At 66.8% G+C, this 17,817-nt stretch carries 16 protein-coding genes and 2 tRNA genes; 4 read left to right on the top strand and 14 right to left on the bottom strand.

All coding sequences use genetic code 11. The annotated features are described in order from the left end of the window. Nucleotides 1–138: 138 nt before the first annotated feature. The 3 genes from modC to modA all read right to left on the bottom strand — a co-directional run bounded on the left by modC (nt 139) and on the right by modA (nt 2,748). On the bottom strand, nt 139–1,230 hold the full coding sequence (modC, locus tag N0K08_RS06415; protein WP_261499255.1) for a molybdenum ABC transporter ATP-binding protein: 1,092 nt from the start codon (nt 1,228–1,230) through the stop codon (nt 139–141). Further along, the gene (modB, locus tag N0K08_RS06410) at nt 1,227–1,904 is read right to left on the bottom strand and encodes a molybdate ABC transporter permease subunit (protein WP_261499253.1); all 678 of its coding nucleotides are present in this window, start codon (nt 1,902–1,904) and stop codon (nt 1,227–1,229) included. The genes modC and modB overlap by 4 nt, the downstream gene beginning before the upstream one ends. A gap of 70 nt (nt 1,905–1,974) precedes the next feature. Beyond that, the gene (gene modA / locus N0K08_RS06405; protein WP_261499252.1) at nt 1,975–2,748 is read right to left on the bottom strand and encodes a molybdate ABC transporter substrate-binding protein; all 774 of its coding nucleotides are present in this window, start codon (nt 2,746–2,748) and stop codon (nt 1,975–1,977) included. Between the two features lie 100 nt (nt 2,749–2,848). Here modA and N0K08_RS06400 point away from each other — a divergent pair, with 100 nt between their 5' ends. Beyond that, on the top strand, nt 2,849–3,613 hold the full coding sequence (locus N0K08_RS06400; RefSeq protein WP_261499250.1) for a TOBE domain-containing protein: 765 nt from the start codon (nt 2,849–2,851) through the stop codon (nt 3,611–3,613). A gap of 129 nt (nt 3,614–3,742) precedes the next feature. On the opposite strand, the gene N0K08_RS06395 is transcribed toward N0K08_RS06400, so the two are convergent. Continuing rightward, nucleotides 3,743–4,909 carry an MFS transporter gene (locus N0K08_RS06395; protein ID WP_261499665.1) on the bottom strand — a complete coding sequence of 389 codons (1,167 nt, stop codon included), beginning with the start codon at nt 4,907–4,909 and terminating at the stop codon, nt 3,743–3,745. 439 nt (nt 4,910–5,348) lie between these two features. On the opposite strand from N0K08_RS06395, the gene otnI reads away from it, so the two are divergent. Continuing rightward, entirely contained in the window at nt 5,349–6,158 is an 810-nt protein-coding gene (otnI, locus tag N0K08_RS06390) for a 2-oxo-tetronate isomerase (protein WP_261499249.1), read from the top strand. Between the two features lie 13 nt (nt 6,159–6,171). Here the strand turns inward: otnI and N0K08_RS06385 are convergent, their stop codons facing one another. Both N0K08_RS06385 and N0K08_RS06380 read right to left on the bottom strand, forming a co-directional pair. Next, the gene (locus tag N0K08_RS06385; protein WP_261499247.1) at nt 6,172–7,092 is read right to left on the bottom strand and encodes a LysR family transcriptional regulator; all 921 of its coding nucleotides are present in this window, start codon (nt 7,090–7,092) and stop codon (nt 6,172–6,174) included. 51 nt (nt 7,093–7,143) lie between these two features. Continuing rightward, the gene (locus N0K08_RS06380) at nt 7,144–8,154 is read right to left on the bottom strand and encodes a tripartite tricarboxylate transporter substrate binding protein (RefSeq protein WP_261499246.1); all 1,011 of its coding nucleotides are present in this window, start codon (nt 8,152–8,154) and stop codon (nt 7,144–7,146) included. Nucleotides 8,155–8,252: 98 nt separating this feature from the next. Between N0K08_RS06380 and N0K08_RS06375 the strand changes: the two genes are divergently transcribed. Together N0K08_RS06375 and N0K08_RS06370 are read left to right on the top strand one after the other, a co-directional pair. After that, the gene (locus N0K08_RS06375) at nt 8,253–10,019 is read left to right on the top strand and encodes an IlvD/Edd family dehydratase (RefSeq protein WP_261499245.1); all 1,767 of its coding nucleotides are present in this window, start codon (nt 8,253–8,255) and stop codon (nt 10,017–10,019) included. 6 nt (nt 10,020–10,025) lie between these two features. Beyond that, nucleotides 10,026–10,766, top strand: a complete 741-nt coding sequence (locus N0K08_RS06370) for a GntR family transcriptional regulator (protein WP_261499244.1) — start codon at nt 10,026–10,028, stop codon at nt 10,764–10,766. Here N0K08_RS06370 and N0K08_RS06365 read toward each other — a convergent pair. From N0K08_RS06365 to N0K08_RS06330, 8 genes are all read right to left on the bottom strand, one after another. Continuing rightward, a complete protein-coding gene (locus N0K08_RS06365) occupies nt 10,716–11,528 on the bottom strand; it encodes a BKACE family enzyme (RefSeq protein WP_261499243.1) in 813 nt (270 codons plus the stop codon). The genes N0K08_RS06370 and N0K08_RS06365 overlap by 51 nt on opposite strands. Nucleotides 11,529–11,548: 20 nt before the next feature. Continuing rightward, a complete protein-coding gene (locus N0K08_RS06360; RefSeq protein WP_261499242.1) occupies nt 11,549–12,538 on the bottom strand; it encodes a 3-hydroxyacyl-CoA dehydrogenase family protein in 990 nt (329 codons plus the stop codon). Nucleotides 12,539–12,783: 245 nt separating this feature from the next. Further along, nucleotides 12,784–12,860 (bottom strand) — tRNA-Met (locus tag N0K08_RS06355). 141 nt (nt 12,861–13,001) lie between these two features. Further along, a tRNA-Met gene (locus N0K08_RS06350) sits at nt 13,002–13,078 on the bottom strand. Between the two features lie 73 nt (nt 13,079–13,151). Further along, nucleotides 13,152–13,931: an enoyl-CoA hydratase gene (locus N0K08_RS06345; protein WP_261499241.1), complete on the bottom strand. Its 780-nt coding sequence runs from the start codon at nt 13,929–13,931 to the stop codon at nt 13,152–13,154. 38 nt (nt 13,932–13,969) lie between these two features. Next, entirely contained in the window at nt 13,970–15,823 is a 1,854-nt protein-coding gene (locus N0K08_RS06340) for a M61 family metallopeptidase (protein WP_261499240.1), read from the bottom strand. 92 nt (nt 15,824–15,915) lie between these two features. Next, nucleotides 15,916–16,623, bottom strand: coding sequence for a DsbC family protein (locus N0K08_RS06335; RefSeq protein ID WP_261499239.1), 708 nt, complete (start codon nt 16,621–16,623; stop codon nt 15,916–15,918). Nucleotides 16,624–16,688: 65 nt separating this feature from the next. Continuing rightward, nucleotides 16,689–17,816, bottom strand: coding sequence for an FAD-dependent monooxygenase (locus N0K08_RS06330; protein ID WP_261499238.1), 1,128 nt, complete (start codon nt 17,814–17,816; stop codon nt 16,689–16,691). Between the last annotated feature and the right edge of the window lies 1 nt (nt 17,817).

Here is a 17,817-nt window from a genome sequence, read left to right as displayed (position 1 = left end):
GGACCCCTGCGGATGTAGTGCCTGAAGTGTGCGCGGCCTGGCGTGAATTTTCAATAAAGATCGCCAGGGCCTGCGCTTCGCTCCCTGCACCAAGGAGCTGCGCAGCATGGCGGACTTTCGCAGACGCGCGCCAGAGGGTCAATCGAGCAGCGCCACGCCTTTGACCTGGGCGAAGACTTCGCTGCCCGGGACCAGGTCCAGGTGGCGTGCCGAGCGCTGGGTAATGCGTGCCAGCAGCGGTGTCTCGCCGGCCTGCAGCGCCACCATGACCAGGCCCGGGCCGTCTTCGCGCAGGCCGATCACGCGCGCGGGCAGGCTGTTGAGAATGCTGCTGTCGGCAGGCGCGGCCAGCGCCAGGCTCACGCCGCTGGCCGGCACGCGCAGCCGCACGTCGGTGCCCACGGGGCGGGGCCGGGTCGTGACCAGCTGCAGCTGTCCGCCGGAGAACAGCACCGTGCTCAGGTGGTCGTCCGCGTCATGGCTGGCCACGGTGCCCGAGACCACGGCCGCCGCTGCCTCGCCATGGCTCAGCGGCAGGTCCAGGCGCGACAGCAGGATGTCGGTGGGCCCTTCGGCGCGCACCCGGCCGTCCTGCAGCAGCACCAGATGGTCGGCCAGTTGGGCGACTTCGTCCAGCGCATGGCTGACGTAGAGAATGGGCAGGTCCAGCGCGCGCTGCAGCCGGTCCAGATAAGGCAGGACTTCGGCCTTGCGCTGCGCATCCAGAGCCGCCAGGGGCTCGTCCATCAGCAGCAACTGGGGGCTGGATGCCAGCGCGCGCGCGATGGCCACGCGCTGGCGCTCGCCGCCCGACAGGCCCGACGGCATGCGCTGCATCAGCGGGCCTATGCCCAGCAGTTCCACGGCCTGGGGAATGGCCACGCGCTGGGCGTCCTGGCGCTTGGCGCCATAGGCGATGTTGGCCTGCACCGTGAGGTGGCTGAACAGGCTGGCTTCCTGGAATACATAGCCCAGCGTGCGGCGGTGGGTGGGCAGCCAGTGGCCGTGGGAGTCGTCCTGCCAGAGCTGGCCGTTGACGGCGACCCGGCCCTGGGCCCGCTCCAGCCCGGCGATGGCACGCAGGCAACTGGTCTTGCCGCAGCCCGAAGGCCCGAACAGCGCGGTCACGCCGCGGCCCGGCAGGTCCAGGTCCACATCCAGGGTAAAGGCCTGGCGCTGCCATCGCAGCTGGGCCAGGATGCGCGGTTCGGCGGAAGGGCTGGAGTTCATGCGTGGCGCTCCTTGGGCTGCAGCAGGTTCAGTGCCATCAGCACCAGGAAGGAAAAGATCACCATGCCGCCGGCCAACCAGTGGGCCTGGGTGTACTCCATGGCTTCGACATGGTCGTAAATCTGCACCGAGACCACGCGCGTCACGCCGGGAATATTGCCGCCCAGCATCAGCACCACGCCGAACTCACCCACGGTGTGGGCAAAGGTCAGCACGGCAGCGGTGATGAAGCCCGGGCGCGCCAGCGGCAGGGCCACGGTGAGGAAGCGGTCCAGCGGGCCCGCGCCCAGCGTGGCCGCGGCTTCCATGGGCCGGCGCCCCAGGTTCTCGAACGCGCGCTGCAGCGGCTGCACGGTAAAGGGCAGGGAGTAGACCAGCGAGCCGATCACCAGGCCGGGAAAGCTGAACGGCAGCTGGGGCAGGCCCAGCCAGCGCACGAACTGGCCCACGGCGCCGTGCGGGCCCATGGTGATCAGCAGGTAGAAACCGATCACCGTGGGCGGCAGCACCAGCGGCAGCGCCACCAGCGCGCCCACGGCGCCGCGCCAGCGCGAATGGGTATGGGCCAGCCACCAGGCCAGCGGCGTGCCCAGCAGCATCAGCAGCACGGTGGTCGTGGCGGCCAGCTCCAGCGTCAGGACGATGGCGGCCAGGTCTTCGGAAGAAAGCGGCATGGGCAGGGCAGAAACGTGGAACGGGCCTGGGTGCAGGGAGTGCAGCCAGGCCCTGGGGGTGACGGGAGGCTTAGAAACTGTAGCCGAAGGAGGTCATCACGGCCCGCGCCTTGTCGCCCTTGAGGTATTGCATCAAGGCCGCGGCCGCGGCATTGTCCTTGCCCTTGTTGAGCACCACCGCATCCTGGCGGATGGGGTCGTGCATGCTGGCCGGCACCTGCCAGGCCGAGCCGGCGCGCAGCTTGCCGTTTTCCAGCACCTGGGACAGCGCCACGAAACCGAGCTGGGCATTGCCGCTGGCGATGAACTGGTAGGTCTGGGCGATGTTCTCGCCCGTGACCATGCGCGGCACCACGCGGGCCATCAGGTTCATCTTGTCCAGCGTCTGCATGGCCGCCAGGCCGTAGGGCGCGAGCTTGGGGTTGGCGATGGAAATGTGCTTGAAGTCACCGGTCTTGAGCACGGCGCCCTTGTCGTCCACATAGCCGACCTGGGGGCTCCACAGCACCAACTGGCCGATGGCGTAGGTGAAGCGCGAGGCGGCCACGGCCTGGCCTTCGCCCACCAGCTTCTCGGGCGTGGTGTCATCGGCCGCGAGCAGCACTTCGAACGGTCCGCCGTTGATGATTTGCGCGTAGAACTTGCCCGTGGCGCCGAACGACAGCTGGGCCGTGTGGCCGGTGTCCTTGGCGAAGTCCTGGGCAATCTGCTTCATGGGCGCCGTGAAGTTCGAGGCCACGGCCACGGCGACTTCCCCCGCCTGGGCCGGCAGCCATGCGGCAAGGCAGGCGCCAGCCAATACAGCGAGACGCAGAACGGGACGGGCAATGTGCAAGGTAGTCATGGGATCGCTATTCCTTTGATGAATAACGAAGTGTAACGCGCAGGCCGCTGTCTGGCGAATTTTGCGTCGGGCCATGCTCCGTCCAAGGCATGATGGCGGCATGCAAGACCCGTCTTCCTCTTTGTCCGTGGCCGCCGCGCTGGACCATGGCCCGGCCGACAAACGTATCGCCATCCTGCGCCAGATCGGCGCCGGCGGCTCCATTTCGCAGGCCGCGCGTGCCGTGGGCGTGAGCTACAAGGCCGCCTGGCAGGCGCTGGATACCTTGACCAATCTGGCCGGCGTGCCGCTGGTCGAGCGTGTGGTCGGCGGCACGGGCGGTGGCGGTGCCATGCTCACGCCCGCCGGCCAGGCGCTGCTCGATGCGGCCCAGGCCATGGACGCTGCGCGCGCCGAAGTGCTGGCCCGCCTCAGCGGCCAGGCCCCGGCCGCGGCCCGGCTCGCGCTGCGCACCAGCATGCGCAATCAATGGCCTTGCGTGGTCGAGGCGCTGCAGGTCCAGGGGCCGCTGGTGCGGGTACTGCTGCGCGGCGCCGACGCTTCGGCCCAGACGCTGCGCCTGGCTTCTCGCATCACGCGTGAAAGCGCTGAACTGCTGGGATTGGTGCCGGGACTGCCGGTGCTGGCGCTGGCCAAGGCCACGGCGGTGCAGGTGCAGCGGCCCGGCGCCATCCAGGGCGAGAACTGCTGGCCCGCGCGCGTGACGCGCGTGGCCCGTGGCGAGGCCGGCGACGAGATCGCGGCGCAGCTCGACGCCGGCGTGCACATGGTGGGTTTTGCCGCGGCGGCCAGCGGGCTGCGCGTGCGCTCTCAGGTGCAGCTGAGCCTGCCCGAATCGGCGCTGGCGCTGGCTGTGGTGCATTGAAAGCACCCCCTGAGCCGCTTCGCGGCTTCCCCCTCTCAACCTTCGGTGGAGGGGGACGGCACCATCGCTGCGGGGCGGCCCTTGCTCGGTGCCCCCTTGTTGGGGCGCGCCAGTTTCAAGCCTCGCGACTTATTCGAGTTCCTTGCCCTTGAGCTCGGGAATCAGCCAGGCGGTGGCGATCATGTCCAGGATGTAGATGGCTGCGAGCAGCGCAATCGCCACCTGGAAGGAGTAGGCCATGGCCACGGCGCCGACCACGATGGGGCCCAGGCCGCCGATGGCGCGGCCGATGTTGAACAGTACGTTCTGCGCGGTGGCGCGGGCTTCGGTGGGATAGGCCTCGCTCATCACCGCGCCGTAGCCGCCCATCATGCCGTTGACGAACAGGCCCAGCAGCGCGCCGGCCCAGAGCATGGCCGTGGGGTCGCTCAGCTGCGAATAGGTCAGCAGCATGACCACCGCGCCTACTTGGAAGAGGATGAAGCTGGGCTTGCGGCCTATGCGGTCGGCGAGCTGGCCGAAGACCCAGATGCCGGCCATCATGCCCAGCACCGTCACGGCGGTCCACAGCGAGGACTTGGTGAGGTTGAAGCCCAGCTGTTTGGACAGGAAGCTGGGCATCCAGATCATGATGCCGTAGTAGCCGAAGTTCTGCACCGAGGTCAGCACGATCATGCCGATGCTGACGCGCGTCGTGGCCTTGTCGCGCATCAACAGCTTGAGCGCATGAAAGCGCGGCGCCTTCACCTTCTGCTTGCGCACGAACACTTCGGGCTCGTGCAGCTTGTTGCGGATCACCCAGGCGACCAGGGCCGGAATCACGCCCACCAGGAACATGCCGCGCCAGCCGATCATGGGCAGCAGCAGCGGCGTCAGCAGGGCCGCGGCCAGCACGCCGACCTGCCAGCCCAAGGCCACATACGAGGACACGCGTGCGCGGTGGCGCGCGGGCCAGGCTTCGGCGGCCAGGGCCATGCCGATGCCGAACTCGCCGCCCAGGCCGATGCCGGCAATCGTGCGGTAGACCAGCAGATCCCAGTAGCCCTGCGCGAACGCGCACAGGCCGGTGAAGACCGCGAACAGCACGATGGTCCAGGTCAGCACGCGGATGCGGCCGTAGCGGTCGCTCATGGCGCCGAAGAAGAAGCCGCCGATGACGGCGCCGATCAGCGTCCAGGTCACCAGCGAGCCGGCCTGGCCGGGCGTGAGGTTCAGGTCGGCGGAAATCGCCGACAGCATGAAGCCCAGGATCAGCAGGTCAAAGCCGTCCATGGCATAGCCCACGGCCGAGCCCATCAGGGCTTTCCAGCTGTAGCCATTGATCTCGTCGGGCGCAGCAGTCGCGGCTGCGGCGCCTGGGATGTGAGGGATGGAGGACACGTCGATTCCTTGGTCAAACAAAAGGCCCCGGCGCGCTGCGCCACCAAGGGGCCGCAGCTGCGCCCGCTGCAGGGCAGCAGTCTCCAGGCGCGGCTGCGCCCGGGGGCATGGGGGAGGCAAAAAACGGGGGATTCAGGCCGGTCGCGGATACGAGGGCTTCTGATAAAAGCGAAAGCCCGGCAAATGGGCAATTTGCAGGGCTTTGGACGTGACGCGGAGCGCGCAAGAGCGCTCGCTGAAGAGCTGGTCGCATTGTAGCGGCAAAGGAAAAATCGGGTGCGCCAGTGCGCGTATGCCCGCTGCGCGCGGTCGTCATAATCGGCTCGTCCCTGTTTCGCAACGCCGAGAAAGAGCCATGCCCCGCTTTGCCGCCAACCTGTCCATGCTGTACTGCGAAGTCGATTTTCTCGAGCGCTTTGCTGCGGCCGCCGCCGATGGTTTCGATGCCGTCGAATTCCTGTTTCCTTACGAGCATGCGCCCGAACAACTGGCCGCGCTGCTGCGCCAGCACGGCCTGCAGCAGGTGCTGTTCAACGCGCCCCCCGGCGATTGGGACGCGGGCGAACGCGGACTGGCCTGCATTCCGGGGCGCGAAGCGGAGTTTCATGCCGGCATGGAGCGCGCGCTGCATTACGCGCAGCAGCTCGACTGTCCGCGCATCCATGTGATGGCCGGTCGCGTACCGGCACAAGTGTCACCAGCGAACGCCCACGCCACCTATGTCGCCAACCTGCGCGCGGCCGCCGCGCTGGCCGCGCCGCTGGGCATACAGCTGCAGATCGAGCCCATCAACGGCCGCGACATGCCCGGCTATTTCCTGCAGCGCCAGGACCAGGCCCATGCGCTGCTCGATGCCATCGGCGCGGCCAATGTCCAGGTGCAGATGGACCTCTACCACTGCCAGATCAGCGAAGGCGACCTGGCCATGAAGCTGCGCCAGTACCTGGACGGCGGCCGGGTCGGGCATATGCAGATCGCCGGCGTGCCCGGGCGGCACGAGCCCGACATGGGCGAAATCCACTACCCCTATCTGTTCACGCTGATCGACCAACTGGGCTATGGCGGCTGGATAGGCTGCGAGTACCGGCCGGCACGTGGCGCGGCGGCTCAGGCCACGAGCGCGGGGCTGGGGTGGCTGCGGCCCTGGCTGGATCGCGCACAGTGAAACGGGCGGCTATTTAAACAGTGCCATGGCTTGCCGGCGCGCCAAAGTGCTCGACCAGCAGGGTCCGGAAGGCCTGCGCCGCGGGGCTCAACTGCGGGGATTTGCGGCGCACCAGGCCCAGCGGCCGCTGTATGCCGGGCGCGCTCAGAGGCCGCATGGCCAGGCCCCGGTGGGCAATCAGCTGGTAGGCGATTTCCGGCAGAACGCCCACGCCTAGCCCGGCCGACAGCAAGGCGCCGATGGTGGCAATGTGGTCCACCTCGAAAGCCGGGCAAAAGCGCAGATCCTGGCGCCCCAGGGCCTGGTCGACGTATTGGCGCACGCTGGCCGTGGGCGACATGGAAATATGCGGGTAGCCCAGGGTGGCTTCCAGCGCGATGGGGCCGCTCTCCCGCGCCAAAGGATGGTCGGGCGCGCACAGCAGCACAAAGTGGTCCTGGGTCAAAGGCTCGTAGACCAGGTCTTCCTGCTGGGGGTCGGCGGCGGTGAGGGCGAAGTCGACCTTGCCATCGCGCACCAGGGCAAAAGCATGGGCGGACAAGGTGTCGATGAGGGCCAGCCGGACCTGCGGGTGCGCGGCATGGAATCGGGCCAGCAGCGCGGGCACCAGCGACGCGGCCAGGGAGGGCAGGGCGGCCACCGAGACCTTGCCCTGGCGCAGCGCCATGGTGTCCTGGATGGCCTGGACGGCCTCCTGTGTCTGGCGCAGCAAGGAGGCCGCATGGACGGCAAACGCCTGGCCGGTGTCCGTCAGGGACACCGAGCGGGTGGTGCGGTCGAACAGCCGTGCGCCCAGCTGTTCTTCCAGCCGGGCAATCAGCGCCGACAGGGCCGACTGCGAAGTGTGGAGCTGCAGCGCGGTCTGGCCGAAATTGCGCGTCTGGCTCAAGGCCAGAAAGGCCCGGAGGTCTTTGGTTGAAAGGTTGGGTTCCACCGGCCCGAGTATAGGAGGCCGATCGCCGCCGAGCGGCAGCCTCTCAGCGCATCATTCGACCTGGATGTTGCCTTCCTGGATCACCTTGGCCCACTTGCTGTACTCCTGGGCGACAGCCTTGGAGGCATTGGCGGGCGAGGTATAGGTGGCGATCGCACCTTGGGCCAGCATCGATTCCCTGACTTCCGGCTTGAGCAGAATTTCCTTCAGCGCGGTGTTGAGCTTCTTGATGACCTCTGGCGGCGTGCCGGCCGGTGCTGCCAGGCCGAACATGGAGCTCACCTGGAAGTCGGGCAGTCCGGCTTCGGCCGCGGTGGGCGTGTCAGGCAGCGACGGCACACGTTGGGCCGTGGTCGTTGCCAGGGCGCGCAATTTGCCCGCCTTGATCTGCGCCTGGGCGGCCGGCACGGTATCGATCATGGCCGTCACCTGCCCGCCGAGCAGATCGGAGATGGCCGGGCCGCTGCCCTTGTAGGGCACGTGCATGACTTCGACCTGGGCTTGCCGTTGGAACATCTCGGTGGCCAGATGCTGGGGCGAACCGTTGCCCGCCGAAGCAAAGCTCAATTTGCCCGGCTGGCTTTTGGCCAGGGCGATCAATTCCTTGAGATCCCGTGCCGGCACGTTGGGGTTGACCACGAACACCAGGGGCACGGTGCCGACGATGGAGATGTGGGCAAAGCTCTTGCCGATGTCGAAAGGCACGACCTTGGGCATCAGCGCAGCGCTGATGGTGTGGCTGGTGAATGCGCCCAGCAGCAGGGTGTAGCCGTCAGCGGGCGATTTGGCGACCTGTCCGGCGCCCAGGCTGCCGCCCGCGCCGGCGCGGTTGTCGACGACAAACTGCTGGCCCAGGGCGTCCGACAGGTGCTTGGCCAGGACCCGGCCGATGACGTCGGTGGCGCCGCCGGGCGCATAGGGCACGACCAGCTTGACCGGCTTGTTGGGGTAGGCCGTCTGGGCCTGTGCCCAGACCGGGGCCAGGGCGATGCCGGCAGCCGCCAAGGCCAGGCCCAGGCTGGTGCGGCGTGTGCGTGATGGGGAAGTTGTGGTTTTTTTCATGCTTGTCTCCTAGTGGTTTTTACTGAGTTCTTGCAAATCAATGGCCGTTGAAGCTCTTCTTATGTTGATAATATTATTAATAATCTGAAGGACTGATCATGGTTAACCCCGAACGCTCGCAACCGGACGCCCACGCCATCAACCCCGAAGCCGCACACAGCGGCATCTCCAAAGGCCTGACCAATTACGGCGATCGGGGCTTTTCCCTGTTCTTGCGCAAAGCCTTCATCAAGGGCGCGGGCTACACCGACCAGGCCCTGGAGCGGCCCGTGATCGGCATCGCCAGCACCGGCAGTGCCTACAACCCCTGCCACGGCAACATGCCCCGGCTGCTTGAAGCCGTGAAGCGCGGCGTGCTGATGGCCGGCGGCCTGCCCATGGACTTTCCGACCATCTCCCTGCACGAAAGCTTTTCCCAGCCCACCAGCATGTATTTGCGCAACCTCATGTCCATGGACACCGAGGAGATGCTCAGGGCCCAGCCCATGGATGCCGTGGTGCTGATCGGCGGCTGCGACAAGACCGTGCCGGCCCAGCTCATGGGTGCGGCGTCGGCCGGCCTGCCCGCGGTGCAACTGGTGACCGGCTCCATGCTGACCGGCTCGCACCGCGGCGAGCGCGTGGGTGCCTGCACCGATTGCCGCCGCTACTGGGGGAAATTCCGGGCCGACGAGATCGGCGCCGAGGAAGTCGCGGACGTGAACACCCAGCTGGTGGCCAGCGTGGGCACCTGCTCGGTTGCCGGTACGGCCAGCACCATGGCCTGCATTGCCGAGGCGCTGGGCATGAGCGTGCCCGGCGGCGCGTCGCCGCCGGCCGTGACCGCGGACCGCATCCGCGTGGCCGAGCGCACCGGCACGGTGGCGGTGCAAATGGCCCGCACCGGTCTGACCATAGACAAGATCCTGACGCCCGAAGCTTTCGAGAACGCGGTGCGGGTGCTGCTGGCCATGGGCGGCTCGACCAATGCCATCGTGCACCTGGCGGCCATTGCCGGTCGCCTGGGCTACACGCTGGATCTGAAAGCACTGGATGCCATGAGCCGCGACACGCCGGTGCTGCTGGACCTCAAGCCTTCGGGCGACCACTACATGGAAGATTTCCACGCCGCGGGCGGCATGGCCACCTTGTTGCGCGAACTCAAGCCCTTGCTGCACCTGGACGCACTCACGGTCACCGGGCGCACCCTGGGCGAAGAATTGGAAGCGGCCGGTCCGGGCTTTGCGCAGCATGTGGTGCGCAGCCGCGACAACCCGATTTTTCCGCAGGGCGGCATCGCCGTGCTGTACGGCAACCTGGCCCCTGAAGGCGCCATCATCAAGCAATCGGCGGCGGACCAGCGCTTGATGGAACACGAAGGCCGGGCCGTGGTGTTCGAGAACGCCCAGGATCTGGCCGACCGCATCGATGCGCCCGACCTGGATGTGCAGGCCGACGACATCCTGGTGCTCAAAAACATTGGCCCCAAAGGCGCGGCCATGCCCGAAGCCGGTTATCTTCCCATTCCGAAGAAACTGGCGGCGCAAGGCGTCAAGGACATGGTGCGCATTTCCGACGGCCGCATGAGCGGCACGGCCTTTGGCACCATCGTGCTGCATGTCACGCCCGAAGCCGCCGTGGGCGGCCCGCTGGCCTGGGTGCAGAACGGTGACCGGATCCGCCTGTCGGTGCGCGAGCGCAGCATCGAATGGTTGGTGTCCCCGCAGGAGCTGCAGGCACGCCGCGAAGCCCGACCCGTGCAAGCGCCCACGGCCGCGCGCGGCTACCAGCACCTGTTTCTGAAAACCGTGACCCAGGCGGACAAGGGGGCGGACTTTGATTTTCTGGCTGCCGTTGAAAACAAGGGCAGCGTGCCACGGAGTTGAATAGTGATGCCTGACAAGAAGGCTGGTGCGACCGCCCCTGTGGCGGCGGTCGCCGAGCATATTGCCCATGTGCTGGAAGAAGACATCGTCCTGGGGGGCTTGCACCCCTGCCAGCGGCTGGTGGAAGACGAATTGATGGAGCGCTTTGCGGCGAAACGCCATGCCGTGCGCGACGCCCTGGCCCTGCTGGAGCGCATGGGTCTGGTGGAGCGCAAGCGCAATGTCGGCGCCCTGGTGCGCCATTTCAGCGCCCAGGAAGTCGTGGAACTCTACGAACTGCGCATCCTGCTGGAAGCGGCAGCGGCCCGGCGCATGCCCTTGCCCGCGGGCCGGAAAGCCGTGCAGCTGCTGCGATCCCTGCAGAAGGAGCACGACAAGGCGGTGCAGGCCGAGGACGTGCGCAGCGTTTTTCACAGCAACAAGGCGTTTCATGAAGCGTTCTTTGGCCTGTGCGGTAGCGCGGTGCTGGTCCAGGCGATTGGCGAATACGCGCGGCGCACCCATGCCATCCGTTTTGGCGCACTGTCCACGGCGGAGCAAAGAGAGCGTTCGCGCGCCGAGCACCACGCCATGATCCAGGCCGTGGAGGCGGGCGAGCGGCAGCAGTTGGTGCAGCTGTGTCGCCAGCACTTGCTGCCCTCGCGCAATGCCTACTTGCGCGCGCATGGGCATGCCATTCCTGCAGCGCTGCGCGACTCAGAGGAAGCGTGCGCGGATGTCGTCGGCGCTGGCCAGGCGCTGTCCTAGCACCTGCGCGCCTTGTGCCACCTGGTGGACCAGGGCCGCGTTGTCAGCGGCCACCTGGCCGTCCTTGAGATACAGGTTGTTTTCGAAGCCCACCCGCACATGGCCGCCCAGCGCGGCCGCGGCGATGGCGCAGGCGTTTTCCTGGGGGCCGAAAGCACACATGGCCCAGGGGTAGGCGCCGTCATCGGCGGCCAGGAAAGGCAGCAGATCATTGGGGCTGGAAGTCTGTCCGGCGGAGTAGCGTCCCAGGACAAACAGCACAAACCATGGGGCCTCGGGAATCACGCCGCTGGCGCGCAGCCGCTGCCAATGCGCGACGTCCACCGTGTCGTAGAGGATGACCTGGGTCATCACATCGTTGTCCACCAGCCATTGGAAAAAGCCGTGCAGCTCCTGCTCGGACACGCCGGGCTGCAGCAATTCGCGCAGACCCACCGACACGGCTTCGGGGCGCGCTTCGCGCACCACGGCCATCTGGTGCGGTGGTTGGTAGACCTGGGCCGCTTCGGTCGTGATCTGCACCACCAGCTGCCGGCCCACGGCGCGGCGCACGGCTGCGGTGGCTTGCTGGTAGGCGTGTGCGTCGAGCAGGTGGCGGCCGTCCGGGTGGCGCACATGCATGTGCAGCATGGCGGCGCCCGCATCCAGGCAGGCCTTGGCGGTGTCGGCCAGCGTGTCGGCCGTGATCGGCAGGGCCGGGTGCTGGGCGGGCAATTTGTAGGCCCCATTGGGGGCCACGGTCACGATCAGGGGGGTATCCATGGGCATAAGGCGTCCGGTTTTCAGGAGAGGGCAGCGTCTTGCACGGGGGGCAGCTCGGACGCCAGCAGCGTCAAGCCGGCCAGCAGCATGTTCTGGTAGCGCGTCTTTTCGCTGGCCATGGACTCTGGCGTCCACTGGAAGAAACCTTCGCCGCTCTTCATGCCGAACTTGCCTTGGGCCACCAGATCGGACAGGCATTGCGCCGGCTCCTTGTTGGCGGCCAGGGATGGGTACATGGTGGCGCCTGCCGCGCAGTGGACTTCCAGGCCGGCATGGTCCCGTTGCAGCACCGGGCCGGCGGCCAGGAAGCGGAAGCCGAAGCCAAAGCGCACGGCCGCATCCACATCCTCGGGCGTGGCGATGCCGGCATCGATCAGGGCGAAAGCTTCGCGTGCCAACGCATGCTGCAGCCGGTTGGCCAGAAAACCGGGCAAATCCTTTTTGACCCGCACCGGCACCATGCCGCATTGGCGCATGAAGCTGTAGAGGTTGTCCGCCGCTTCCTGCGCGGTGCCGGCGCCCGAGACGACTTCGACCAGCGGCGTCAGGTGGGCGGGCATGAAGAAGTGCAGGCCCACCATGCGTTCCTGGCTGGGCAGCCCCTGGGCGATGGCGGAAATCGGAAAGCTCGAGCTGTTGCTGCACAGCAGGGCGTCGGCGCGCGCGCACTGGGCCAGTTGCGCAAACAGCGCCTGCTTCCAGTCCAGGCGCTCGGGAATGCATTCGATGACCACGTCGACGTGCGTCCAATCCACGGCTTCCAGGCTGCTGGCGATGACCAGGTGGCGCGACTGTTCTGCGGCGTTCAGCTGGCGCAGGCCTTTTTCAACCTGCTGGCGCAGGGCGTCGTGGCGCGCGCCGGAAGTTTCCACCACCGTGGTCTGGCAGCCCGCGCGGGCCAGGACGACGGCGACATCGGCGCCCATGGTGCCGCCACCGACGACGACGGCCCGTGATTGGCTGGGACGGAAGAAATGGGCCGGGGCGGAAAAAGCGTGGGATTGGTTCATGGCGTTCAAAGCTGCAATACGTGCAATGCGAACGAGTTTGGACCGGCAATACCTATCTGTAAATCGCAATAAATCGATCAATTCATCGATTATTTGGGTCAATCGGCGCAGCCAGGGGGGGCCTGCAGATGCAGGCCAGCGGGAAAGGTGGGTGGGGGCCGGGCCCTGGCTGGCGCAGGTTGTCAGCGAAAGCGGGCGCGGAAAAAGCAAAAGCCCCAAGAGCTTGCGCGCTTGGGGCTTGAATTTGGTGGTCGTGGCGGGACTCGAACCTGCGACATCAGCATTATGAATGCTGCGCTCTAACCGACTGAGCTACACGACCGATAGCCAGATATTGTATAGGAAGAAATTGCCTCGGCAGCCAAGGTGGGAATTTTTGTCCGCAAGCCTAAGCGGCGCTTGAAAATTTCGCTGCGACAAAGAAAAAACCGCAGTGCTTTTACAAGCACTGCGGTTTCCTGTTTGGTGGTCGTAGCGGGACTCGAACCTGCGACATCAGCATTATGAATGCTGCGCTCTAACCAACTGAGCTATACGACCGAAGCCAGCTATTATATGCAAAAAATCGCGGCTTCACACTGTTCAAGGAATTTCTTGCAAAAAATCTTCTGCTTCACTGGTGCGTGAAGTTGGCGCGGCGCTTGTTCACGAACGCATCCATGCCTTCCTTCTGGTCCTGGGTGGCGAACAGCGCGTGGAACAGCCGGCGCTCGAACATCACGCCGTCGCTGAGACTGCTTTCGAAAGCGCGGTTGACCGATTCCTTGGCGGCCATCACGGCGATCTGCGAGAAGTCGCTGATCATCAAGGCCGCGCCCAGGGTTTCGTCCATGAGCTTGTCCAGGGGCACGACGCGGCTGACCAGACCGGAGCGTTCGGCTTCGGTGGCGTCCATCATGCGGCCGGTGAGGGCCATGTCCATGGCCTTGGCCTTGCCGACGGCGCGCGGCAGGCGCTGGGTGCCGCCGGCGCCGGGGATCACGCCCAGCTTGATTTCGGGCTGGCCGAAGCGGGCGTTGTCGGCGGCAATGATGAAGTCGCACATCATGGCCAGCTCACAGCCGCCGCCCAGCGCGAAGCCGGCCACGGCCGCGATCACGGGTTTGCGGATGCTGCGAATGGTTTCCCAGTTGCGCGTGATGTAGTCGCCCTTGTAGGCGTCCACAAAGCTGTAGTTCGCCATGGCACCGATGTCCGCGCCCGCGGCAAAGGATTTTTCGCTGCCGGTGATGATGATGCAGCCGATCTTCTCGTCCGCGTCGAAGGCTTTCAACACCGTGCCCAGCTCGGTCATGAGCTGTTCGTTCAAGGCATTGAGTTGCTTGGGGCGGTTGAGGGTGATGACACCGACTTTGTCTGCTTCGGTGCGAACTTCCAGCGTTTCGTAGGCCAAGGGGATATCTCCGGTCGTTGTTGTAGATGCCTGTGGAACTATACCGAAGCTGACGCGGCGTTGGCCGCGGCAGCCGGTGCCGCCGTGGCTTCGGCCGTCGCGCTGTCCAGCCAGCGCCGCGCGGCGGCGGCGTCGGTGATGGCCAGGCCGATATTGGCCGGGGCGTCGGTGTCGGGTGTTTTCAGGGCCAGCGGCAGGCGCAGCAACTGCTGGTCGCGTGCGATCAGGGCCGTGAGCTGCTCGGCCTGGCCGGCGTACAAGGCCAGGTCGTCGAGCTTGGTCAGGCGCCAGGCGGCGCCGCTGGCCAGTTCAATGCCCAGCCATTCGTCGCCGGCCATCAGGCCCGCGCGCTCGGCCAGGCCGCCGCGCAGCACGGACTTGATCTGCACGCTGTGGTTCTCCTGCACGCGCAGGCCCAGGCGCTGCGCGGGCTGGGGCGGCTCGGCCTGCAGGCGCACGCCGTGGGCGGCCAGCAGCTCGGCCAGCGGCAGGTCCTGCGTGCCGTGCACCCACTGGGCCAGCTCCGTGGCAAAGCTGCGGCCCGAAAGCGTATGCAGCACGGCCAGCACATCCTCCTCGGTCATGGGGCCGGCGGCGCAGCGCTGCCACAGCGCGCGCATCACGGCGTCCAGCGAAGCCGCGCTGTCGCGGCGCAGGGCCAGGTCCAGGCTCAGGGCCACCAGCGCGCCCTTGGTGTAGTAGCTGACGGTGCTGTTGGCGGTGTTCTCGTCCTGGCGGTAGTACTTGACCCAGGCATCGAAGCTGGACTGGGCCACGCTTTGCACGGCGCGGCCCGGCGTCTGCAGCACCTGGTTGATGGTCTTGGTGATGAGCTTGAGGTATCTGGCCTCGTCGATCAGGCCGGCGCGCAGCAGCAGCAAGTCGTCGTAGTAGCTGGTGAAGCCTTCGAAGAACCACAGCAGCTCGGTGTAGTTTTCCTGGTCGTAGTCGTAGCGCGCAAAGGCCGCGGGCCGCAGGCGCTTGACGTTCCAGGTGTGGAAGTACTCATGGCTGATCAGGCCCAGCAAGGTGGTGTAGCCGTCGCTGGTCTTGCTGTCGCCCAGGCGGGGCAGATCGCGGCGGCCGCAGATCAGCGCCGTGGAGTTGCGGTGTTCCAGGCCGCCGTAGTTGTCGTGGACCGCGTTGAGCATGAATACATAGCGGCCATGGGGCGGGAGGCTGGCGTCGTGGCCGTGCCAGAAGCCGATGGCGGCTTCGCAGATCTTGCGGCTGTCTTCCAGCAGCCGGGCGTGGTCGAAGGATTCAGTCGCCCCGGCCACGACGAACTGGTGGCGCACGCCGCCGGCGTCGAAGAAGCCGCTCCAGAAGCGCCCCATCTCGACCGGGCAGTCGACCAGTTCGTCGTAATCGGCGGCGCGGTACAGGCCGAAACCCTGGTCGTTGACATGGACCGGCTCCAGCCCGGTGGCGATGGACCAGTCGGCGGTGGCTGCCGTGGCGGCGACTTCCAGGCTGTGGGGCGCGTCTTCCTGGCCCAGCACGCGCAGGCACAGGCTGGTGCCGTTGAAGAAGCCGCGCTGCGCGTCCAGCCAGGCCGTGCGCACCGAGTTGTCGTAGGCGCAGACCTGGTAGCGCAGGGCCAGCGGCTGGCCGGCCGTGCAGTCGACTTCCCAGCGGTGCTTGTCGAGCTGGCGCAGGCCTACGGACTGGCCGGCCTGCGTGGCCTGCAGGCCTTGCAGGTTCTTGGCGAATTCGCGCACCAGATAGCTGCCCGGAATCCAGACCGGCAGCGCGAGCTGCTGCTGCGCTGCCGGCGCTTGCACGCTGAGCTCGATCTCGAACAAATGGGCGTGCAAGTCCAGCGCGCTGACGCGGTAGTGCACGTGGGCCGCGTCGGCGGGCAGGGAGTCAAAAACGGTGGAAGCAGGCATGGGCGCTCAAGGCAAGAGGCCTGGACGCGTGCAATGCCGTGCCCAGAGGCCGGGGAAAAGGAGTGCGCGCCCAGGGCTGGGCGCGCGCAGGGTCAGCGGGCGGTGGCGAGGTGCTTTTCCACGTCGGCGGCGCTGATGGCGCCGGGAACGCGGGTGTTGTTGGCAAAGATCAGGGTCGGCGTGCCGGTGATCTTGTACTTGCGCCCGAACGCCAGGTTGCGCTGCAGCGCGGCGGTGTCGCAGCTCGCGGGCGGCACGGCCTTGTCGCGCAGCATGAGGTCATGCCAGGCCAGGGCCTTGTCCTTGGCGCACCAGATGTTGCGCGATTTCTCGGTCGAGTCGGGGCTCAGGATGGGGTAGAGGAACAGGTAGACCGTGACGTTGTCGACGTTTTGCATGTCGCGCTCGAAGCGCTTGCAATAGCCGCAGTTCGGGTCTTCGAACACGGCCATCTTGCGCGCGCCGTTGCCGTGCACGATGGTGATGGCGTCCTTGAGCGGCAGGGCGGAGAAGTCCACCGAGGTCAGCTGGTTGATGCGGTCTTCGGTCAGGTTGCGCCTGGCCTTGGTGTCGATGAGCTCGCCCTGGATCAGGTAGTTGCCCTTGGCATCGGTGTAGAACAGGTCGGTGCCGATGCGCACTTCAAACAGGCCGGCCATGGGCGTGGGCCGCACTTCATCGATCTTGGCGAGCTGGGGAATGCGTTCGGACAGGTTCTTGCGCAGGCTGGCATCTTGTGCCTGGGCCGACACGCCGAAGGAGAAGAGTGCTGCAGCCAGCAAAGGGAAAAACAATTTCATGGCAAGAGGGTTCCGTTGTCGTTGAGGTGTCTGGCCGCGGTGCGGCACAGGCGCGTCTGGCGTATTCAAGTGTCCAGTCCCATGGCCTGGCGGGCCATCCAGTCCTTGAGCGGGCCGCTGTGCTCGAAGCCTTTCATGCCCCAGTTGCGCAAGGCCTGCAAAGGCGCTTCACGGCGGGTAAAGAGCTGCTGCAGCCCGTCCATGGCCAGGCCCATCGGGGCCAGCGCGGCCTTGCGTTCACGTTCGTAGCTGCGCAGCAGCCGGCGGTCGCCCGTGCTGCGCCAGGCGTCGCGTTGCTGGAGCACGCGCGCCAGGGCCTGCGCATCGCCCAGGCCCAGATTCAGTCCCTGGCCGGCCAGGGGATGGACGTTGTGGGCGGCGTCGCCGACCAGCGCCCAGCTGCGCGCCGTGGTGCCCGGGAGGGTGCCGCACCAGCGGTCGGCCATGGCCTGCTGCAGCGGCCAGGACAGGCGCTCGCTGGCCAGTTCCAGCCGGCCCAAGGTGCCCTGGCTGATGTCTTCGAGGCGCTGGGTAAAGGCTTCGGGGCTGGTATTCATCCAGGTGCTGGCGTTTTCCTGGGCCACGGACCAGACCACGGCCACGGTGTGGCCCTCGGGGCCGTCCAGCGGCAGCAGGGCCAGAATGCCTTCGGGCGACAGCCATTGGCGCGCGGCTTCGCCATGGGGCTTTTCGCAGCGCAGCCGGGTGGCAATCGCATGCTGGCCGTAAGGCGTGATGGAAAACTCCACGCCGAACTCGGCGCGCGTGCGGCTGGCGCGGCCTTCGCAGACGGCGGTGAGCGGCGCGTCCACGGGCGCATCGACCACTTCCACCAGCGGCTGGTAGCGCACGGCTTCACCCAGGCGGGCTTCGAGCGCCGGCACGTCGACAATCCAGGCCAGTGCATCCACTTGCTGGGCCGAGGCATCGAAATACACGCTGCCGTCGAGGTCGCCATGCACCTGCATTTGTCGCACGGCCGTGGCGTGCTGGGCATCGGGCCAGCTGCGCAGGGATTCGAGCAGTTGGCGCGAGGCCGCGTTCAGGGCGTAGGCCCGCACGTCATGGTGGCCAGCGGGCGGAGTCGGGGCTGCCACCAGCGCGACGCGCAGGCGTTCACGGGCCAGCAACAGGGCCAGGGTGCGGCCGACGATGCCGGCCCCACGAATACAGATATCAAAGGTTTGCGCCATG

It is taken from the genome of Acidovorax bellezanensis (assembly GCF_025421555.1).
In the GTDB taxonomy this organism is placed as follows: domain Bacteria; phylum Pseudomonadota; class Gammaproteobacteria; order Burkholderiales; family Burkholderiaceae_C; genus Comamonas; species Comamonas bellezanensis.
Note: the sequence above shows the minus strand (reverse complement) of the source record. Positions and strands in the feature narration are given on the sequence as shown.

Excerpts from the sequence above, each read along its gene's own strand:
- modC (WP_261499255.1), bottom strand. The coding sequence starts at position 1,230 with ATGAACTCCAGCCCTTCCGCCGAACCGCGCATCCTGGCCCAGCTGCGA.
- modB (WP_261499253.1), bottom strand. The coding sequence starts at position 1,904 with ATGCCGCTTTCTTCCGAAGACCTGGCCGCCATCGTCCTGACGCTGGAG.
- modA (WP_261499252.1), bottom strand. The coding sequence starts at position 2,748 with ATGACTACCTTGCACATTGCCCGTCCCGTTCTGCGTCTCGCTGTATTG.
- N0K08_RS06400 (WP_261499250.1), top strand. The coding sequence starts at position 2,849 with ATGCAAGACCCGTCTTCCTCTTTGTCCGTGGCCGCCGCGCTGGACCAT.
- N0K08_RS06395 (WP_261499665.1), bottom strand. The coding sequence starts at position 4,909 with ATGGGCTCGGCCGTGGGCTATGCCATGGACGGCTTTGACCTGCTGATC.
- otnI (WP_261499249.1), top strand. The coding sequence starts at position 5,349 with ATGCCCCGCTTTGCCGCCAACCTGTCCATGCTGTACTGCGAAGTCGAT.
- N0K08_RS06380 (WP_261499246.1), bottom strand. The coding sequence starts at position 8,154 with ATGAAAAAAACCACAACTTCCCCATCACGCACACGCCGCACCAGCCTG.
- N0K08_RS06375 (WP_261499245.1), top strand. The coding sequence starts at position 8,253 with ATGGTTAACCCCGAACGCTCGCAACCGGACGCCCACGCCATCAACCCC.
- N0K08_RS06370 (WP_261499244.1), top strand. The coding sequence starts at position 10,026 with ATGCCTGACAAGAAGGCTGGTGCGACCGCCCCTGTGGCGGCGGTCGCC.
- N0K08_RS06365 (WP_261499243.1), bottom strand. The coding sequence starts at position 11,528 with ATGGATACCCCCCTGATCGTGACCGTGGCCCCCAATGGGGCCTACAAA.
- N0K08_RS06360 (WP_261499242.1), bottom strand. The coding sequence starts at position 12,538 with ATGAACCAATCCCACGCTTTTTCCGCCCCGGCCCATTTCTTCCGTCCC.
- N0K08_RS06340 (WP_261499240.1), bottom strand. The coding sequence starts at position 15,823 with ATGCCTGCTTCCACCGTTTTTGACTCCCTGCCCGCCGACGCGGCCCAC.
- N0K08_RS06335 (WP_261499239.1), bottom strand. The coding sequence starts at position 16,623 with ATGAAATTGTTTTTCCCTTTGCTGGCTGCAGCACTCTTCTCCTTCGGC.
- N0K08_RS06330 (WP_261499238.1), bottom strand. The coding sequence starts at position 17,816 with ATGGCGCAAACCTTTGATATCTGTATTCGTGGGGCCGGCATCGTCGGC.